The 17,868-nt window shown below is 61.8% G+C and carries 19 protein-coding genes; 3 read left to right on the forward strand and 16 right to left on the reverse strand.

Annotation, left to right across the window (positions count from 1 at the left end; translation table 11 throughout):
* Positions 1-13: 13 nt before the first annotated feature.
* The 8 genes from FQP90_RS12120 to FQP90_RS12155 all read right to left on the reverse strand — a co-directional run bounded on the left by FQP90_RS12120 (position 14) and on the right by FQP90_RS12155 (position 7,410).
* Positions 14-304, reverse strand: a complete 291-nt coding sequence (locus FQP90_RS12120) for a PqqD family protein (protein WP_144650602.1) — start codon at positions 302-304, stop codon at positions 14-16.
* Positions 305-1,162: a nucleotidyltransferase family protein gene (locus tag FQP90_RS12125; RefSeq protein ID WP_167510471.1), complete on the reverse strand. Its 858-nt coding sequence runs from the start codon at positions 1,160-1,162 to the stop codon at positions 305-307.
* Positions 1,163-1,230: 68 nt separating this feature from the next.
* Positions 1,231-2,463 carry a lipopolysaccharide biosynthesis protein gene (locus FQP90_RS12130; protein ID WP_167510472.1) on the reverse strand — a complete coding sequence of 411 codons (1,233 nt, stop codon included), beginning with the start codon at positions 2,461-2,463 and terminating at the stop codon, positions 1,231-1,233.
* Complete coding sequence (locus FQP90_RS12135; protein ID WP_144650611.1) at positions 2,451-3,647, reverse strand: polysaccharide pyruvyl transferase family protein; 1,197 nt, start codon at positions 3,645-3,647, stop codon at positions 2,451-2,453. The genes FQP90_RS12130 and FQP90_RS12135 overlap by 13 nt, the downstream gene beginning before the upstream one ends.
* A 45-nt stretch (positions 3,648-3,692) precedes the next feature.
* A complete protein-coding gene (gene lepB / locus FQP90_RS12140; RefSeq protein ID WP_144650614.1) occupies positions 3,693-4,424 on the reverse strand; it encodes a signal peptidase I in 732 nt (243 codons plus the stop codon).
* Positions 4,421-5,533: a hypothetical protein gene (locus tag FQP90_RS12145; protein ID WP_144650617.1), complete on the reverse strand. Its 1,113-nt coding sequence runs from the start codon at positions 5,531-5,533 to the stop codon at positions 4,421-4,423. The genes lepB and FQP90_RS12145 overlap by 4 nt, the downstream gene beginning before the upstream one ends.
* 155 nt (positions 5,534-5,688) lie before the next feature.
* Positions 5,689-6,330: a hypothetical protein gene (locus tag FQP90_RS12150; RefSeq protein ID WP_144650620.1), complete on the reverse strand. Its 642-nt coding sequence runs from the start codon at positions 6,328-6,330 to the stop codon at positions 5,689-5,691.
* Between the two features lie 201 nt (positions 6,331-6,531).
* A complete protein-coding gene (locus tag FQP90_RS12155; RefSeq protein ID WP_167510473.1) occupies positions 6,532-7,410 on the reverse strand; it encodes a helix-turn-helix domain-containing protein in 879 nt (292 codons plus the stop codon).
* A 123-nt stretch (positions 7,411-7,533) separates the two neighbouring features.
* On the opposite strand from FQP90_RS12155, the gene FQP90_RS12160 reads away from it, so the two are divergent.
* A complete protein-coding gene (locus FQP90_RS12160; protein WP_167510474.1) occupies positions 7,534-9,066 on the forward strand; it encodes a polysaccharide biosynthesis tyrosine autokinase in 1,533 nt (510 codons plus the stop codon).
* Positions 9,063-9,686: an arsenate reductase/protein-tyrosine-phosphatase family protein gene (locus tag FQP90_RS12165; RefSeq protein WP_144650629.1), complete on the forward strand. Its 624-nt coding sequence runs from the start codon at positions 9,063-9,065 to the stop codon at positions 9,684-9,686. The genes FQP90_RS12160 and FQP90_RS12165 overlap by 4 nt, the downstream gene beginning before the upstream one ends.
* Here FQP90_RS12165 and FQP90_RS12170 read toward each other — a convergent pair.
* Together FQP90_RS12170 and FQP90_RS12175 are read right to left on the reverse strand one after the other, a co-directional pair.
* Positions 9,683-10,123: a VanZ family protein gene (locus FQP90_RS12170; RefSeq protein ID WP_244296741.1), complete on the reverse strand. Its 441-nt coding sequence runs from the start codon at positions 10,121-10,123 to the stop codon at positions 9,683-9,685. The genes FQP90_RS12165 and FQP90_RS12170 overlap by 4 nt on opposite strands.
* Positions 10,124-10,158: 35 nt before the next feature.
* Entirely contained in the window at positions 10,159-11,112 is a 954-nt protein-coding gene (locus FQP90_RS12175; RefSeq protein ID WP_439898650.1) for a lipid kinase, read from the reverse strand.
* Between the two features lie 151 nt (positions 11,113-11,263).
* Here FQP90_RS12175 and FQP90_RS12180 point away from each other — a divergent pair, with 151 nt between their 5' ends.
* Positions 11,264-12,802 carry a hypothetical protein gene (locus tag FQP90_RS12180; RefSeq protein ID WP_144650635.1) on the forward strand — a complete coding sequence of 513 codons (1,539 nt, stop codon included), beginning with the start codon at positions 11,264-11,266 and terminating at the stop codon, positions 12,800-12,802.
* Between the two features lie 31 nt (positions 12,803-12,833).
* Here the strand turns inward: FQP90_RS12180 and FQP90_RS12185 are convergent, their stop codons facing one another.
* From FQP90_RS12185 to paaA, 6 genes are read right to left on the reverse strand one after another with little or no spacing between them, the layout of a single operon-like run.
* Positions 12,834-13,613: an enoyl-CoA hydratase/isomerase family protein gene (locus tag FQP90_RS12185; RefSeq protein WP_144650638.1), complete on the reverse strand. Its 780-nt coding sequence runs from the start codon at positions 13,611-13,613 to the stop codon at positions 12,834-12,836.
* 8 nt (positions 13,614-13,621) lie between these two features.
* Positions 13,622-14,827, reverse strand: coding sequence for a 1,2-phenylacetyl-CoA epoxidase subunit PaaE (gene paaE, locus FQP90_RS12190; protein ID WP_144650640.1), 1,206 nt, complete (start codon positions 14,825-14,827; stop codon positions 13,622-13,624).
* 10 nt (positions 14,828-14,837) lie between these two features.
* Complete coding sequence (paaD, locus tag FQP90_RS12195) at positions 14,838-15,407, reverse strand: 1,2-phenylacetyl-CoA epoxidase subunit PaaD (RefSeq protein WP_434371283.1); 570 nt, start codon at positions 15,405-15,407, stop codon at positions 14,838-14,840.
* Positions 15,404-16,321, reverse strand: coding sequence for a 1,2-phenylacetyl-CoA epoxidase subunit PaaC (gene paaC, locus FQP90_RS12200; protein ID WP_144650904.1), 918 nt, complete (start codon positions 16,319-16,321; stop codon positions 15,404-15,406). Before paaC ends, paaD begins: the two co-directional genes overlap by 4 nt.
* 11 nt (positions 16,322-16,332) lie before the next feature.
* Entirely contained in the window at positions 16,333-16,710 is a 378-nt protein-coding gene (gene paaB, locus FQP90_RS12205; RefSeq protein WP_144650647.1) for a 1,2-phenylacetyl-CoA epoxidase subunit PaaB, read from the reverse strand.
* The gene (paaA, locus tag FQP90_RS12210; RefSeq protein WP_144650650.1) at positions 16,710-17,705 is read right to left on the reverse strand and encodes a 1,2-phenylacetyl-CoA epoxidase subunit PaaA; all 996 of its coding nucleotides are present in this window, start codon (positions 17,703-17,705) and stop codon (positions 16,710-16,712) included. The genes paaB and paaA overlap by 1 nt, the downstream gene beginning before the upstream one ends.
* Positions 17,706-17,868 lie beyond the last annotated feature (163 nt).

Here is a 17,868-nt window from a genome sequence, read left to right on the forward strand (position 1 = left end):
GCATTCCAACCTTCTACGCGTGCATCCGTTCAGCAAGCCCGGCTGACTCCAGATCACGGAGGAAGTCCAGAGCCGGTCCTTCAATTTCATGCAGCTCCATTCCGTATTCTTCCGCCACGCTCTTCACCAGATCCAGTTCGGGGCAAGGTGAATCGACGGTCCCCAGGGTCAACCAGATAGCGGCTGCAGGACCTTGGAGCGCGCGTGGGCGAAGATCTCCCTGCAAATCGCGGAGATCCAGGACATAGACGGCTTCCTCGCAGAGTTCGAAAGCAATACCCGACGGCCTGTACCATTTGTCCATTTAGTCCCCTCGGATTTTGAAGAGACTTGCAGAAGCGGAGGGTAACGTCCGGATACCCCGTGCCAACCTCTTCACCCGCGACCGAATCAAACCGAAGCGATCCGCTTCAGCCATCCCAGGATCTTTACGGAGTTCCTCATTACTGGGATATACCGCCCTGACGAAGAGCCGAATCTTGGACCTCCATTCGGCCATCCTGATGGCGTAAAGCCACCCCCCAGTAGTGGCCTGGGCACTGGTCCGGTTAATCTCCCAACGGGCCAGCTCCCCCGCCGTCAGGTCGTCGAACGGCCCATCGACGCCCAGCTCGCGAAGCTCTTTCTCCAAAACCCGCCGAATTCTTCCAACATCAGCCAGCCGGCCCAGCGATTGAAGTTGCACCGGATCCATGTCCTGCTTGAGGCCCGCTATCAGTTCGGCGTACTGGGCATCGTCTTCGGCCGTCGACGAGTTCCTCAGGACGTGCAATAACGCAATCACACCGTTGGCCACACGACTGGCAGTCAGGACAGGAACGTTAGCCAATTCACCCTGGGTGCGCGTTTCCCACAGAAGATCAAATACCTCCCCGGCTTTCCCAAAAAAGCCCGGGAAATACGAGTGCACATCGATGTCACTCGGCCACTCCTCGTGGATCAATGTCCGTGAGTGTGGATCAAGGATGCTTGGCGCAAACCTTACGTCCCGGTCTTTCCACCCATAGCTTGCAAGGATCGTGCAGAACTCGGACATCCGGGAAGGTTCCACCAAAATGTCCGCATCACTGGAGATTTTCTGGCTTCGAAGGCCCATTTTCTCCAGCAAAGGACCCTTTATGGCAAGAACCCTCACGGAGTGCTCGGCCGCAATCCGATCCACCAGGGCATAAGCGAGAGGGGTCGCTACTGCCACCGGCAATGCAACAGAGGCCACATCCACCTGTTGAGTCATCCGAATTCCCCGCCCGATTTTCTTCCGCGTGCCCGCAGGAATACTACCCCGGGAGCCAGCATGACCACGTACGCAACCGAGCCGGCAATTGCCGCTCCAACTGCTCCCATCGGCGATAGAACAATCATCCCGCCGACGCTGAAGAGCACCGCGGTCAGCGTCGCGTAGGCACGTATGCGCGCGTGGCCCGTTTTCACAAGAATTCCATTGACCAGGAAGCCCATGCCTTTGGCCCAACCCCCGACGGCGAGAATCACTGCGGGGAGGACCGCACCATGAAATTCCTCGCCAAAGACCAACGGAATGAGGAACCACAAGCTTCCTGCGCAGACAATCACTCCCGCGGTCATCACCAGGGCACACCATCGGATGACAGCACTGAACTCGGTCGCTTTCCGGAGGCCGCTGCCTCCAGCCATGGCAGCGTCGCGGAAGGGCTTGGCAGCCACGGTGAAGAGTTCGGCCACCAGCATGCCGATTGCGTAGTAACCAAGTTGCTCAGCACCAATCAGTGGCCTGAGGACTATGGGGTCCAGATTGACCAGAAGGACGCCACCCAGGCCACCGAGCACGGCCCAGTTCAACGTTCTGAGTGGTCTCAACGTCACTTGGCGCATGGCCCGGGTCGTGGCAACGCTGACTTCCCTTGGCACCCTGACGCAGGCAGCACACAGGTACAAGAATCCCAGCACTTGCGGGACCACCAGGGTCAGCACTGCAGTCTGCAGGTTCAGCAGATCCGTGAAGAACAATCCTGCCGTGAGTACAAGCCGCGACAGCGCCGTGATCCATTTTTCAACGGAGAGCGCCAGGATCATGTTGCGGTTCAGGACCTCCCCCCGTTGGACCAACGCTGCGGCGAAGACCACGGCACCGAAGCCAAGGGACCAGCTGAGGTCCGGCTGGAGGAAACCTGCCTGGACGAACGCCAACGCTGCCACCGATGCGAGCACGAAAGCTGCCACCACCACGGCCATCCATGCGCCGAAACGGAACCTCCGCAACCAGTAGTTCCCATACACAGCCAGGGAATCGGACGTGCCGAGCCCAAGGATGGAAGCGGCCACCACAATGATCGATTGGCTCGTGGAAAAGTCCCCTTGTCCTGCCGGCCCCAGCGAACGCGTCAACAGCGGCGCCACCAGGAGCGAGCTCAACGGCACAAGCAGTGAGCCTGCGGCATTCAATGCATGGTGGCTGCGCCTGACGGGTTGGTCTAGCGCAACCATGGTGGTGGCGCCTTGACGAAATCGGGGGTGCTTGGGTGGGCGTTTCCCGCTTGGGACAGGGCCAACCGGGACAGTTTTGCAACCAGATGGGGTTTCGGGTTGTCTTCCCATGCCACCACAAACTGCTCGGCGCCGTACCACTGGAACTGGCCGGCAAATTTGTCCACGTAATCCAACCCCACGCAGGGAACGCCCTGGCTGAGTGCCGCCACTCCAGCGTGCATGCGCGCGGTGACCACGACGTCGGCCAAGGACAGCATGCCCTTTGCCTCCTGGGCGTTCCGTGGCACGGCCAACATCACGTCGTCATGGGGCATACCGACCATGAGTTGTTCCGACATCGCGATATCTCCGGGTTTCTCACGGACATCGTGCGGGAGAACAACCACAGCAAAACCGGCATCCAGCAATGCCACCATGTAGGCCTGGAACCTGCGTGCCACTTCCTTGTATCCGGTGCCGTCAAAAGCAGCCAAGTGCGCATTCGGAACCAGGACAACCACGGGCCGGTCGCGTCCCGCCACCCAGGCCCGTAAGGAGTCGATCACCGCGCTTTGCCCAGGCTTCATGTATGCGGCCACATCCGGGAATACGCCAACCGCACGTTGCAGAGCTTCAGTCGCGCGGCGTTGCGAATTCTTGTCCCGGGCAGTCAGCCGCACCCGCTTGTCCAAGCGCCGCAACGCAGTGAGCGCGTCGGAACTGGGATTCCGGCGGAAGCTGAAGTTGGCCAACTCAGCGCGCCTGCCTTGTGCTGCCGCGACGTTCAGGAGACTGACCCGCTGGGAAATCGAGCGAATGCCGTAGGCTCCGTCGATGGAGTCCGCGCCCAGGACAACCATTCGTTCCGCGCGCGTGAGACGCCTCAGTTTGCGTGCGTCCATATGCATCCGGCCAAGGGCAATGATCCCATCGATGGACCTCACGCCCGTGACACCCATCGCGGTCCAAGGCTCAACCGGGCCGGGTGTGAACAGCTGTGCTTTCCCGGAGGCGGCAACAATGCTGTCCCTGCTTCCCTGGATCATGCCCTCATCGCCGAAGGAGCCGTAGCTCGCAGGCGACAGAACCGCAGTGACACCGGCCTCGATGTCCGCGGGCTTCTCAAACCCCAGGATCCGCCGTTGGCCGGTGACCAGGGTGGGCGCCGCATACCCCGCCACCATGCGGTTGAGATTACCCACCTGTTTGTCCCCGTTCGACGGTCTGGGAATCCTTGCGGACCCTGGTCATTGTGTGCTCCCGATCGCAGCCCTCAGGTTCTCGCTGCCGCCCCACTTTTCGAAGGGAAACAGGAACCACTCCACGGTTCCCACCAGATCGGAGCGTCCGGCGGTCTTGACGCAATCGGTCTCCGCTGCAGCGCTCCGGCATGCTGCCACCGAGTCGTCCGAATTGGACCGGTGGTCGCCCAGGAGCAAGTACTGGTCCTGGCCGAGCCGGATCGGCCCGAAGCATCGAGGCGAGGCGACCGCCGTCGTGCAGTCACGGTTCCCGGGATCAAACGGAAGGTCCTGGAAGACGTAAGGTTCCGAGATTGCTTCGCCGTTGACAGTGAGTTGACCGCCGGAGCCGCAACACTCCACAGTGTCGCCCGGTACCCCGATCAGGCGCTTGACTACGTACTCCGTGTTGCTCGGGCCGATTCCCGTCACCTCCCCGAACCAGCCGACGGCGGTACGCAACGAACCATGCTCAGGTCCCGGCCCCCAGGTGGCTGGCTTACGGAAAACAGTGACGTCTCCGCGTTTGGGTTCGGTGAATGCGTAGGCCGTGCGGTTCACCAGAACGCGGTCACCGACATTGAGCGTCTGTTCCATGGACCCCGAGGGCACCTGATAAACCTTCAGCAGGAATCCTTGGATCAACGACACCACGATGAGGGCAAGGACAGCGTGGGCCCACGGTGAGCGAAAAAATCGTCGACGGCGGCGTGCTGTCTGCGTTGTTTCAGGACTCATGGCTGTGGCACCGGGATGCGGAGCACCAGGCCCGCATCAGCGAAGGCACCCAGAATTCCGTCGACGGCGGCGTCGAGGCTCTGCTCCGGGGGCGCCCCAAACTCAAGCTCAACTTCACGCAGAATCGACTCATAATCCAGGCCGCGGCCGAGGGTCCGCCACACCACCGGCCCCACGCCGTCCAGCACATGAACCATGCGGTTGGTGTCCAGGATTGCCGTCTGGCCACCGGCCTCAACAGCATCAATAACAGGCATGGGCATGAACGAGCTTTGCGACACCGTACTCAGCACACCGGCTCCCTCAGTAGGCAGAACCGCTTGCCACTCCTCCGGTTCTGTCCGCGACATGAGTTCCGGCACGAGCGACAGAATCTGCGTCGCATCGCGGTACGTCACCTGCTGGATTGCCCCGCACTGGTCCACGTGCCGGGCAATTGTTTGCAGCGGCTGGTCCATGTCCGCAAGGTAGCTGGCTTCCGGGACGATGGCAGCCAACGCCTCGCAGAGCCCCAGTGTGGCAACCTCCGGCGAACCGACAAAATCTTCAACACGGGCGACCACTATCAAGCCACCCAACTGCAAAGCAGCGTCCGGGAGTTCCCGAAGTCCCAAGGCAGAAGGGGCCAATTGCTCCTTATAGTCCTCACCGGACCGGATGACGGACAACGGTTTGCGGTATGGATGGACCGAACCGTCAGGCCCAATACCAACAGTCTCGTCAGTGACGTAACCATAGTCAGTACCAAGAGTGCGTGCCAACGTGGTCTTGCCCTTGCCGGAAGGGCCGATGAAGGCCAGTACTTTGCCGGCATCATCGGCGACGCCCGCAGCATGCAACATCAACAACCGTCCCCGGTTTGCCTCGATGGCCGCCAGCGTAGCGTAGGTGGACAACTCGGCAACGGACCCCGTGGTGCCCTCGGCATCAGGGAATCGCCAGAGGAGTTCCGCCACGACGGTATCCGATGCTCGGCTGTCGGGCGCGGCGTCACACCAAGGATCCCTGAATTTGCTGAATCGGTGCCCATCAAATTCGTTATCGGAAAAATCCAGGCGAATCCGGACCACGCCGCCCAGGGCATCTACCGTAAAGTCACTGGCCTGCATTAGAACCCATCCAAAGAATCACCGGTCTGCCACACAAAGTCAGCGACCCTGCATGTTTCAACCCGAAAGGAAACATCATCCTGCCACCAGGACGCACGAAAACGCGTCAGCCAAATACTGACGCGTTTTCGCCCCTAAAATTCGACAAAGAAGTTTTAGAGAATGCCTGCACCAACCGGAACAGTAATGCTGCCCGAGGCCGAGAGAACGCGAGTACCGAGATCAACGGTAATCGTCACCGGGAAGCTGGACAGCGCGCTGATCGCGACACCAGTACTGGTGCCGGCAAGGCCGAAGACGATCGGGACAAGCAAGCTTCCGTTGCTGGCCACGTTGATGGTCTGCGTGGTGGTGAAGGTGGTGATCGGGAAGCCAAACTGGCCGACGATGGGCGCGGACTGGTACACAGCCGTACGCTGGCCAGCCGTGCTGTTGACGCCGTTGTAGGAGTACACGCCGAATCCTCGCGCGCGACCAACCGGGATGTTGATGCCCGCGGGGCGGCCAACGGTAACCGTGATGGTGGCGCTCTGGTTGATCGCACCGGCGCCATTGGTCACGGTGATCTCGGTGGGCACGGTGGTCAGCGCAGTTGCTGTCAGAGTGCCGCCGCCGTCCAGCAGGTTGAGAGACAGCAAGCCCGTCTGTGTGCCGGTAATGGCAAGGCCCGCGTTGTTTACGGACGCAACCGCGGCCGGTGCTGCAACAGCTGCTGCAATGACCGGAACGGACCAAGCTGCACCCTTGACCACAGCGCGGCGTGAGTGCGCTTTGGAAACGGTAAGTTCGTCGCTCATAGTTCTTCTTTCAGCTAGGGATGAAAACCATCGGTTGGAATCCAGCACATGCCGAGTTCCCCCATCACGCATAGACATTACTCACGCTTTTGGGCCGGAAAGCACAGATCAGGCACCTGCGGCAAGATTGTCGCTGTATGGTCCAAGGTCTGCACGAAATGACCGAAATCCCCGCCATTCAGCGACTTTCCAGGCTCCGCGCTAGTCCCTCCCCCGCCGTTCCCGAAGGTCCGTGGGCCCGCAACCGTACAGTTCGTCAAGAGCGCGCCGCAGTGCCGCCGTCGTCCCGAAACCGGTCTGCTCCGCAATCTGCTGGACACTCAGGACGTCGTAGCGCGCATCGGTAAGCAGTGTCCTTGCCAAGCGCCCACGCTGCCTCCGGATCTCTGCCGCAATGGAGTTTCCAACTTCGGCGAAGGCTGCCTGAACCCTCCGCAGGGACGACTGCACCGCTTTGGCAACCGCTTCCGGATTCAACTCCCTGTCCGCACAACGCTGGGCAATGACCGCCATCGCCTGGTCCCTTAATACAGAGGTCACTGACGTGGAATTCCAGGAGACACCGCAGTGGTCCAACAGCAAACTGCCGGTCAGTTCCAACAGGATCTGTTCCGTTGCATATGACTCGATAGCGGAACCGGGCGTTGGAGGCTGTTCCATGATGGCCACGACAAACGCGGCAGCGGCGAGGTCGAGCCTGGACCGGGTGGGCGTAACTGTCACACTGTCCAAGGCATGGGGCACGAATGTCTCCGCCGCAGCCCGTTGGATCCGGATCCGTTTGGCCTCTCCCTCTCCCACGAAGGGCGATGCCAACTGCTGCCCGCCGGGAACGATAACCACAGTTCCCTCTCCTTGAATCAAAACCCCTGAACGTGGGTCACGGACCACACCGGAACTGACGAAGTAGATATCTACACTGTCCTGCGAGTCCACTGAGTTCAACGCACCCAGGTCTCCCGACAACGAGCCCAGCGAAACAACTCCGAATATCCATTCGGCACGCTGGACGGCAACGCCTTGTCCATGGATGATTTCCTCGACATTCGCCGGGAAATCATCGGTATCCTGCATTGTCATAAATCCCCCATCCCACCTGCTGGTGAGTTGCCCTTTAGAACAGCACGTTACGATATTCATGACTCAGCGCAAGAACTGCGTGCTTTATTGTGTCGTCGTACACATCACCAGGGGGACAATTCTATGGAGCTTACGGACTATTGGAAGGTCCTCCGGGCGCACTGGATATCAGTTATTGCCATCACCATCTTGGGTGGGATAGTGGCATTCGGCTGGACCCTAACCCAGACAAAGGTGTTCAGCGCCGACGCCAGCGGCATCATTTCGGTTGGTGTGAACAAGGACCTCGGAACCGCCATGGCAGGCGAGACCTACTCCAAATCGCGTGCCAAGTCCTACATGGATGTCGCCAAGTCCCGTTCCGTAGCCGAGACCGTCATCAAGGATCTCAAGCTTCAAAACACCTCACCGGAGCAACTGATCGCTCGCGTGTCGGTCCAGAATCCCCAGGACACCGCCACCTTGAAGTTCTCCGCGCAAGCCAGCTCCCCCGAGTCGGCCCGCGATCTTGCCGAAGCCTGGGTGCGCGCCGTGGGCAAGCAGGTCGACCAGCTTGAAAGGGGTGGCGCCAGCAGTACGGAAACGTCGATTGTCAGCTTCCGGTCACTGGATGCCGCTCAGCTACCCACATCGCCTACGTCCCCGAACACCCGCCTTGCCTTGGTCATCGGCCTGGTGGCCGGCCTGGTGGCTGCTATTGCCTACGCCCTGCTCCGCAACATCTTTGACCGCCGCGTCCGCTCCGTTGCACAGGTCGAGGCGGAAACTGGTGTCGCCGCGATCGGCACGATCCCCTTCCACAAGAACTTCGACGGCAAGAACCGAATCGTCCTCTCCCACGGCGGCAACGACCTCGAGAACAGGAACCACCAGGACTACGCTGTGGCCGAGGCCATCCGCGAACTGCGGACCAACCTGCAGTTCATGGACGTCGACAATCCCCCTCGTATCATCGTCGTCACCTCAGCACTGCCAGGCGAGGGCAAGACGACCGTTGTGGCCAACCTTGCCCAGACCATCGCCGCGTCCGGACAACGTGTTGTTGTGATTGACGGCGACCTCCGGCGTCCAACCCTCGCCAAGGCTTTCGGGCTCCTCAACAACGTTGGACTAACGGATGTGCTGATCGGCCGGGCAACTCTCAATGACGTTCTCCAACCGTGGGGAGAGACCGGCGACCTCTTTGTTCTCGGTGCGGGCTCCGTACCACCAAACCCAAGCGAACTTCTGGGCTCGAATGTCATGCACGCCCTGCTCGAAGACATCGCCAAGCATGCCATCGTCCTTGTCGACGCACCTCCACTGCTGCCAGTGACCGACGCGGCAATCCTCACCGCCCGAACGGACGGGGCGATCGTGGTCAGCCGGGCCGGGAAGACCACCTACGACCAACTCAAGAGGGCCCTCCAAAACCTGGAGCGCGTCAGGGGCCGTCCGTTGGGCCTCATCATCAACGGCGTTTCCCGCAAGTCCTCCAAGGGTGAAGATTACGGCTACCAGTACTACACGTACTACAACCGCAAGGACGTCGGCGGCGAGGCCGCCAAGGCTACGCACGTGTCGGCGTCGGAGTCACAGCCAGTGGATGCCGCCAACCACGTTCCCCTGGACGGACAGCGCCGCGGGCGGCGTCGCGAAAGCACCCCCGCACTGTGACGCCGGTCAGCCTTGGCGCGCAGCCGCCGTCGTTGATTTTGACCGTCTGCACCGGCAACATCTGCCGCTCCCCGCTCGCTGAGCAGCTGATTCGTGCCCGGTTGTCGAAGGCCGGGATCGGGAACTTCTCAGTGGGCAGCGCAGGGCTGAACGCCGCCGTGAACGCTCCTATGGAGCCGCTGCCAGCGGCCCTCTCAACAGAGTACGGCGGCAACTCCGCGGGATCATTTGGCAAGCAAATCACCGAAGTTCTGGTGGGTGAGGCCGAGCTCGTCTTGACCATGACCCGCAAGCAACGCGATGAGCTGGTCAAGAAGTATCCAGGCGCAGCTCAACAAACGTTCACCATGGCGGAGTTCGTTCGGGCAGCCGAGTCCCTTCCGCTTGGCCAGAGCCTTCCCCCTGCGCCGAGTTGGGCCGCGGTGACAGGCAAGGGCACGGATTCCGGCGTCGCGGGTTTGGTGCGGCGCATCGCCGCCGTCAGGTCCACCGCCGAGCTAGCCGACGCCGACGACATTCCGGACCCCATCAACGCCACGGAAGCTGTCCACCGCGAGGTTGCACACCGGATCGCCACCTACAGTGATGACGTCGTATCCATCCTCGGCAAACACCTCTAGCGGCTGAGTCGCCGGAGCAGCCACACAACTACCACCGCGCCGACCATCGCGCCCGCGCTGTTGGCGATGACATCCGAGACTGCTGTCACCCGGCCGGGGATCAAGAGCTGCGTGAGTTCTATGAACGTGGACGACGCCGCGCCCAGCAACAGGATGCGCCACCAGTTCCAGCTGTCGGGCCACAGCCAGCGGACCAATCCGCCGAACGGGACGAACATGATCACGTTGGATACAAATTCAACTGTGACAGCGGCTTCCTTGTAGGGCATGCCCAGGGCCGCGAACCAACCGGCAATGATGCTCACAAAGCCGGTGACCGTGCTTGCTTCCTTTGATGGAAGGAAGACCACGAAGGCCAGTGCCACCAGGTAGGCGGCGAATGCTGCCCCTGGCCACCGCCGGCTGATCTGCAGCATCCGGCTTTTGGCTGTGGTCATTCGTCCAGCCTAGATGAGGACAGGACGCTCCGGGATCAATGCCTCGACGGACCCTCGAACGAGGCACTGTTGCTGCTCTGCGGCACTATGACGTGAACGGCGTTGCGCTGCACACTGAAATCGGCGGGCGTGACTGCAGCGATTTCCCCGTCGAGGTTCACTGACAGCGGCGGCTCAGTGACCAGACGGACCCTCCGCGTAGCCAAGTGGTAAACACGGTCATGCTCTATGAAGCTTCCATCCTTGAGCAACCGCGCGATCTTGACGTGTTCCCTCAGCGGTGCCGCCAGGATGGCGTAGATATCCAGGGTGTGGTCATCAATGCCTGCCATGGGTGACACGATGTTGCCGCCGCCGTAATGCCTGCCATTGCCCACGGCGACCTGAAGAACGTCTTCAAGCTCCATCGGCTCATGGTCACCCTCGGGGAACTCAAGACGAGCCCGGAACGGCTTGTGCCGCGCGTAGGCCTGCATGGTGGCGATGCCATAGGCCAAGGACCCGATGCGTCGCTTCAAGCGAGGACTAAGTGCCTCGGTAACGCCCACAGAAAGCCCAACTGACGCGACGTTGAGGAACGGCTCGCCATTCGCCCAACCAAGGTCAACGTCCACCACCTTCCCGTCAGCAATGACAGCGCAGGCCTCTGTGAGGCCACCCGGTATCTCGAGGGTTCTGGCAAAGTCATTGGCGGTGCCCAGCGGGAGAACGCCCAGCATGATGTCAGTCCCGGCAAGTAGTCCTGCCGCGGAGGTCATGGTGCCGTCACCGCCACCGACAACTACAAGGTCGTGCCCGTCCGCGACCACGCGCCGCAGGGTCTGAAACAGTTCCGTCCCGGACTTCACGGGATGCACGGAACGGACAGGCACACCGGCCCTTCGCATCGCGTCCACGGCCAATTCGGTTGAAGCCGCCCCGCGACGTGATCCAGCATTTATCACCACGGCAGCAGAGCGCGCCTCTCGAGCAGCCTTCATGTGAACCATGCTAGGCGGAAGTACCTTGGAGAACCCTGCGAGCTTTCTGGGCGGCCGGTGATCCGCACTGTATCCTCAATCTGAGCCACGCTTAGCTGGCCTTTTCTGGTTTGGAACTCCGCCCTGCAGGTGCTGAACCATTGATGTTCCTGGGGGAACCATGAATTTCTTTCCATCGGCGCAGCTTTCCGCCCGCCTGAAGCCTGTGGGACTCGGCATCGTCGCCGTGGGCGCAGCGATGCTGCTTGCGTCGTGCAGTCTGCTCCCCCAGCCCGCTACACCTGCTGCAAGCACGCCGACGCCGAGCGACGCTCCACTCGAGCGAAACACAGAAATCACGACGGCGGCGTGGGAAGTTCCGCTGGATCCCATCGGACAGCCTGTGGTGGCCGACGGTGTCGCTTTGGTTTACGCCAAGAGCACCGCAGGCGTTGCTGCCCATGCCATCTCTGTGGCCGACGGCAAGGAGCTGTGGACGCAGCCCGTTCATCCCGGATATGAAGCGCCGGGTGTGCCGCTTGAACCTGTGGTGACCAGGACCCCCAGTGGCAAGAGTGCGGCGATCTTCCTGCAGGCCGCAACACCACCAGCCAACGACGGCGGCGAGACCTGGTGGACAGCGCCCGTAGCCTTTGACCTTGGAACAGGCAAGGAAATCTATCGCGGCAGGGAAGAGCTGGTCAGCACCCGCCCGTTTGCCTGCGACGACGTCCAGGACCTGTGCTTCATCGCCTTCGATGAAGATGGCCACACTGTGGAACGTTGGGTTGACTTGGAATCCGGCGAGGAAGCGGGCGGTCCCGACATCAACCCCCTCAGCGGCAATTTCCGACCGGTGGGCAAGGAACTGTACTCGGTGGTGACGGACGGTGTCGAAAAGTTGGCCCACGTCTCCTACGGCGAGGTGCTCTGGGAAGTCGAGATCGAAAAAATCTTTGGCAAAGGGGCCAACACCGGAATGGGCTGGCACTTCACCTACTCCAAAAAGCTGGACCTTTACGTCGGCTCCGTTGGAATCAACCCCACGGAGTTCTCCCCCGACAAATTCACAGGGCAGACCTTCTCACTCAACCTGCGCGAGTCCACCAAAACTGTAGGCTTCCGGGCTTCCAGCGCACGGGTTCTCTGGACAGCCGAAGGCTCGCAGGTGGAGTGTGCCAAGACAATTGGAACCGCCGCCACCAAATTGGAAGGCGGTGAGGCATTCCCGGTCAGGTGCGAATATACGGAAGGCCACATTGAGTTCCCTGCCGGGAAATATCGTGGTGGTCTTTCGAAGCTCGTCGGCTACGATCCACTCACCGGCGACGCAGCTTGGGAAACCAAAGCGGTAGAGGTCCGACACTGGGGCGACTACGGCCTTTTGCCATCGCTCAGCCGTGGAGACCGGGTTATTGCAGGTACTTTTTGGAGCGCAAACCTTTGGGACACCACCGCCGGGAAATACCGAGGCACATCGTTCGAGGACGTCTTCGTGTGCCTGAAAGAGACCACCTACACCATGCCTCCTCATGGCCCCTACCAAGATGCTCCCGGGGCAGGGTCCTACTCAGCCTTCCCGTGTGTCAAAGGCGGCACGGCCGTGCCAGCGCTCACCTATGGCGCTCTCACCGACGTGAACACCACGGACAATGGCATGGCCATCATCTCCTTGGAGGGGAAAGTGGCTGGCTACAAGCTCCTGAACGGCTTCGTCTAGGAAGCGCTCCGGGACCACGTGCCGCGGGCAACTAGCCCTTGAAACTCGGCGCGCGCTTCTCCTGGAAAGCCCGGAAGCCTTCGGCGTAGTCGTCGGTCTTGCAGAGGCGTGCCTGCTCGGCGTTCTCCTCCACCATGGAATCCCACAGGCCCAGACGCTGGTCGCGGATATGGGCAACAAGTTCCTTGGACGCAACAAAGGCCTGGGTGGCGCCCGCGGCAACCCGCGAAACAATCGCCCGCGTTTCATCCAGCAAAACATCCGCAGGCATCGCCCGGCTGAACATACCCTGTGCCACGGCTTCGGCCCCGGACATGAGGTCGGCCGTGTAGATGAGGTCCAAGGTGCGGTGCATTCCGAGGCGTTCGGTGAAGTACCAATGCCCGCCGGAATCAAGCGTCGCACCGAGCTTCGCAAACGGTGACCCAAACTTGGCGTTCTCCGCCACATACACCACGTCCGTGGCCAGCAGCAGTCCAAGCCCAACTCCCAGGCAAGCACCATGCGCGGCAGCAAACGTCGGCGCCGGGAACGCAGCCATCTTCTTGAGCAGCGGCTCTACGAGTCCCCCCAGGTAAGCCTGGGCATCGTCGGTTTCGGGAGTCACAGCGGCGATGTCGCGGCCAGCGCAGAAGGCGCGTCCCTCTCCGCGAAGCAGCAGCGCCCGCACCTCACCGCGCCAGGCGGCGGCAGCAGCGTCGTCGAACGCCTTATCCAGTTCGGCAAGCGCGTCCTCGTTAAGCGAGTTCAGCTTTTCGGGGGCATTGAGGACAATCTCGGCAATGCCGTTGGCAATGGAGAGCTCGATCATGGGACTCCTTAGACGTCGAAGTCGACGGTAACTTCTTCGCTGGTGGGGTGGGACTGGCAAGTGAGGACGTAGCCCTTGTCCAGCTCGTCCTGTTCAAGGGCGTAGTTCTCATCCATGGTCACCGTACCGGTGATCAACTTGGCGCGGCAGGTGCCACAGACACCGCCGGCACACGCGAACGGAACGTCCGGGCGGACACGCAGCGCGGCGTTGAGGATGGACTCGCGTGCGTGCGTGGGGCTGGCAACATCGCCGGTGAGGCCATCCAGCGTGAACGTGATCTTGTACGTGTCCTGCGACTCGTCCGCCACAACAGGTCGGCCGGCGTTGCCCTCGGGGCGATCCGGTCGGCCGGTGGTGAAAAGCTCAAACCGGACGTGTTCCGGCTCAACACCCCGGGCGGCGAGGGTATCGCGGCACAGCTGGACCAACTCGAACGGCCCGCACAGGAACCACTCGTCCACATCCTCGGCACGGATGGCGCTGCTGAGCAGGGTCTGCAGCTTCTCCGAGTCGATGCGCCCGGTCATCAACGGGGCAATTCGCTGCTCGCGGGACAACACGTGGTGCAGGGCCAGGCGCGACGGGTACTTGTCCTTCAGGTCCGCCAGCTCCTCCAGGAACATGACGTCCATGGCGGCCTTGTTGGCGTACACCAGGTCGAAGCGTGTCTCCGGGTTGGCAGCCAGCAGCGTCCGTGCAATCGCGATCACCGGTGTAATGCCCGAACCTGCGGCGATGGCCACGAAGCTGCCCGGCTCCCCCGCCAGTTCCTCCGGGTGGTTCATGGAATTCATGACGTTGTGCTGGACTGAGGAGCCGTCCTTGCCGTGCCGCGATATGAACGCACCCTGCGGGCTCATGACGTCCAGGACATCGCCGGCCTTGAGTTCGGCGTTCGCCCACGTGGAGAACAAACCGCCAAGATCCTTCTTGATAGCTACGCGGATCTCGCTGCTGCCGTCTTCGAAGCTGCGCGGCTCTGCGCAAATCGAGTAACTGCGGCGTACCTCGTGCGGCTCGCCGTTCTCATCGGGAAGCGTGGTGCGCAAGGCGACGTACTGGCCGGGAAGGTAGTCATACTGCCCGGCGAGCTCGGCGGGAACACCGAACGTGACCTCGATGGCATCGTCCGTGAGGCGCCGGACTTCCGCGACGGTCAGGTTGTGGAAAGACGCACGACGGCGGCTGGCCGTCTGTGTTTCGGTGGTCATGGCTGCTTCCTTAGAGGACTTTGAAGTAGTCGAACGGTTCCTTGCAGTCCTGGCAGACAAACAACGCCTTGCAGGAGGTGGAACCAAAGCGGGTGAGTTCCTTGGTGTTGAGCGAGGAACACTGCGGGCATTTCACGGCCAGGCTCAGGCGGACGGGACCCGAATGACCCCCGGCGGCAGCCCTGCCACTGGGCGGTGCGATCCCGTACTCCTCCAACTTCGCCTTGCCGGAATCGGTCATCCAGTCCGTGGTCCATGCGGGCGACAACACCAGGTTGATATGCGCACTCGCGTAGCCCTCGGCCTCGAAGGCCTTCCGCAGGTCGTCGCCAATGGCGTCCATCGCCGGACAACCCGAGTACGTGGGGGTGATGGTGACCTCGACGGCGGTACCTGAGGCGCCGCCGTCGTGCCTGTCAGTTGCTTCTGTCGGGATGACCCGCACGCCGCGCAAAATCCCCAGGTCCTCGATGGTGAGGACCGGGATCTCCGGGTCGCAGACCGTGGACGCAATGTCCCAGGCCCGCTGCTCAGCGGACTTTTCCAGCCCGGTGCGTACCTGCGTTGCCACGCTGGTCACCAGCTCGCGCCGGGGTGTTCGCGGGCCAGGACCTGCATCTCCGCAAGGATGTAGCCCAGGAATTCCGAGTGCTTGCCGCGGCGGCCGCCGCCCAATGCCTGCGGAACGCCGGGGATCTGCAAGTCCGCTTCGGTCATGATCTCGCCGGTGAGGCGGTCGAACTCGGCACGGAGGCTGGAGGGCTGAACAGTGACGCCGGCCTCGGCCAGGCGGGTGGTCAGCTCGTCGTCCTCGAAGAGTTCGTCCACATACGGCCACACGAGCTTGAAGCCCTGGATGATTCGGGCACGCGACTCGTCAGTACCGCCGGCCAAGCGCAGGACCCACTGGGCACTGTGGTCGCGGTGGTAATCCACTTCCTTCACGGCCTTCGCGGAGATGGCCGCGATGGTGGCGTCCGTGGACTCCATGAGGCGTGTGTAGAGCTGGTACTGGTAGAAGCTCACGATGAACTGCCGGGCTATGGTCACCGCAAAATCGCCATTGGGCTGCTCGAACAGGTGGGCAGACCGGAACTCGTGCTCGCGGCGGAAGTACGCGAGGTCGTCCTCGGACTTGCCCCAGGCGGCACCGGCGTAGGTCAGGAAGGAACGTGCGTGGCCCAACTGGTCCAGTGCGATGTTGCCGAGGGCTATGTCTTCCTCAAGCTCAGGAGCACGGGAAATCCAGTGGCCCAGGCGCTGGGCGAGGATCAAGCCGTCGTCGCCGATGCGCAGGGCGAACTCCGCGACGTCGTCGCTGGGCTTGACCTGGCCGCGGCTGATTTCCAGCGCGATGTCCTCGGGACGCAGGGCATTGCCCGGCGTGATGCGAGTGGCGCTGGCGGACCCATCACCGGATGCGCCGGCTCCGTGAACGCCGACGGAAATGTCGCCGTGGCCTTCGATGGCGAAGTCAGTGTCGTGGTTGGTCACGTCTTTAGTGCTCACAGGTGCTTCACGCCTTCACTCTTGGTGTAGTAGGTGGCGTGGCGGTAATCCTTGCCCTGCGGCGACTCGAAGAAGGAACCCTTGGAGTCGGGATCGCTGGAGGAAATCGCCTCGGCCGGGACAACCCAGATGGACACACCCTCGTTGCGGCGGGTGTACAGGTCGCGGGCGTTCCGGAGGGCCATGGCGGCATCCGGTGCGTGCAAGGAACCGGCGTGCACGTGGGAGAGGCCGCGGCTGGACCGCACGAAAACCTCCCACAGGGACCATGGGGATTCCTGGTGCTCTTCAGTGGTGGCCGCAACCTTGGGGGCCTCGCGGTTGATTTCGCTGGCGGCGCTGCCAGGTGCTTCCGGGTTTCCGTGAGGAGCCATTATGCTGCGTTCTCTTTCTGTGCTTGCTTGCGGGCGTAGGCCACTGCTGCTTCCCGAACCCAGGCACCGTTTTCGTGTGCCTCGCGGCGGCGCTCTACGCGCTGCGAGTTGCAGGGACCGCGGCCGGCAAGGACTTCCTTGAACTCATTCCAGTCCAGGGGTCCGTGCTCCCACTTCTTGGTTTCTTCGTTGAAACGGATGTCCTTATCAGGGAGGGTCAGTCCGAGGACCCGAACCTGCTCCACCATCATCCCGACGAACCGGCTGCGCAGCTCGTCATTGCTGAAGCGCTTGATGTTCCAGGCCATGGACTGCTTGGAGTTGGGTGAATCGTCATCCGGCGGGCCGAACATCATCAGCGACGGCGCGTACCAGCGGTTCACTGCATCCTGGGCCATCTGCTTCTGCGCAGCTGTGCCGTTGGAGAGCTCCAGCAGAATCTCGAAACCCTGCCGCTGGTGGAACGACTCTTCCTTGCAGATGCGCACCATTGCGCGACCGTAAGGACCGTACGAGGCGCGGCACAGGGGCACCTGGTTGCAGATGGCGGCGCCATCAACAAGCCAGCCGATGGCTCCCATGTCTGCCCAGGAAATCGTGGGGTAGTTGAAGATGGACGAGTACCGCGCCTTGCCGGCAATCAGGTCTTCCATCATCTGGTCCCGGGATTGTCCCAGGGTCTCGGCGGCCGAGTACAGGTACAGTCCGTGGCCGGCCTCGTCCTGGACCTTGGCCATGAGGATGGACTTGCGCTTCAAGCTCGGTGCCCTGGTGATCCAGTTGGCTTCCGGCTGCATGCCAATGATTTCCGAGTGTGCGTGCTGCGAGATCTGGCGCAGCAAAGTCTTGCGGTAAGCCGCTGGCATCCAGTCGCGCGGTTCGATGCGCGAGTCCTCCGAAATGATGCGATCAAAATACGCCTGACCGGCTGCCTCCCGCTCCTGCTCCTCCGGGGACAGCTCAGCGGGCACTGACTGCAGATTCTGCGATGCCATGGTTGCTCCTAATAAATTACCGACCGTTCGTTCAGAATATGCGGAGCGGATGTTTTCAGTCAAGCTTTTGGGCCGTCACGCAGATTCTGCTGGATCATTCCACGCTGCCCGCCGGCAACCTCCGGCAATACGCGACGGACGGGCCGGCCCACCCGAATGATCC

It is taken from the genome of Paenarthrobacter nitroguajacolicus, from assembly GCF_007786235.1.
Lineage (GTDB): Bacteria > Actinomycetota > Actinomycetes > Actinomycetales > Micrococcaceae > Arthrobacter > Arthrobacter nitroguajacolicus_A.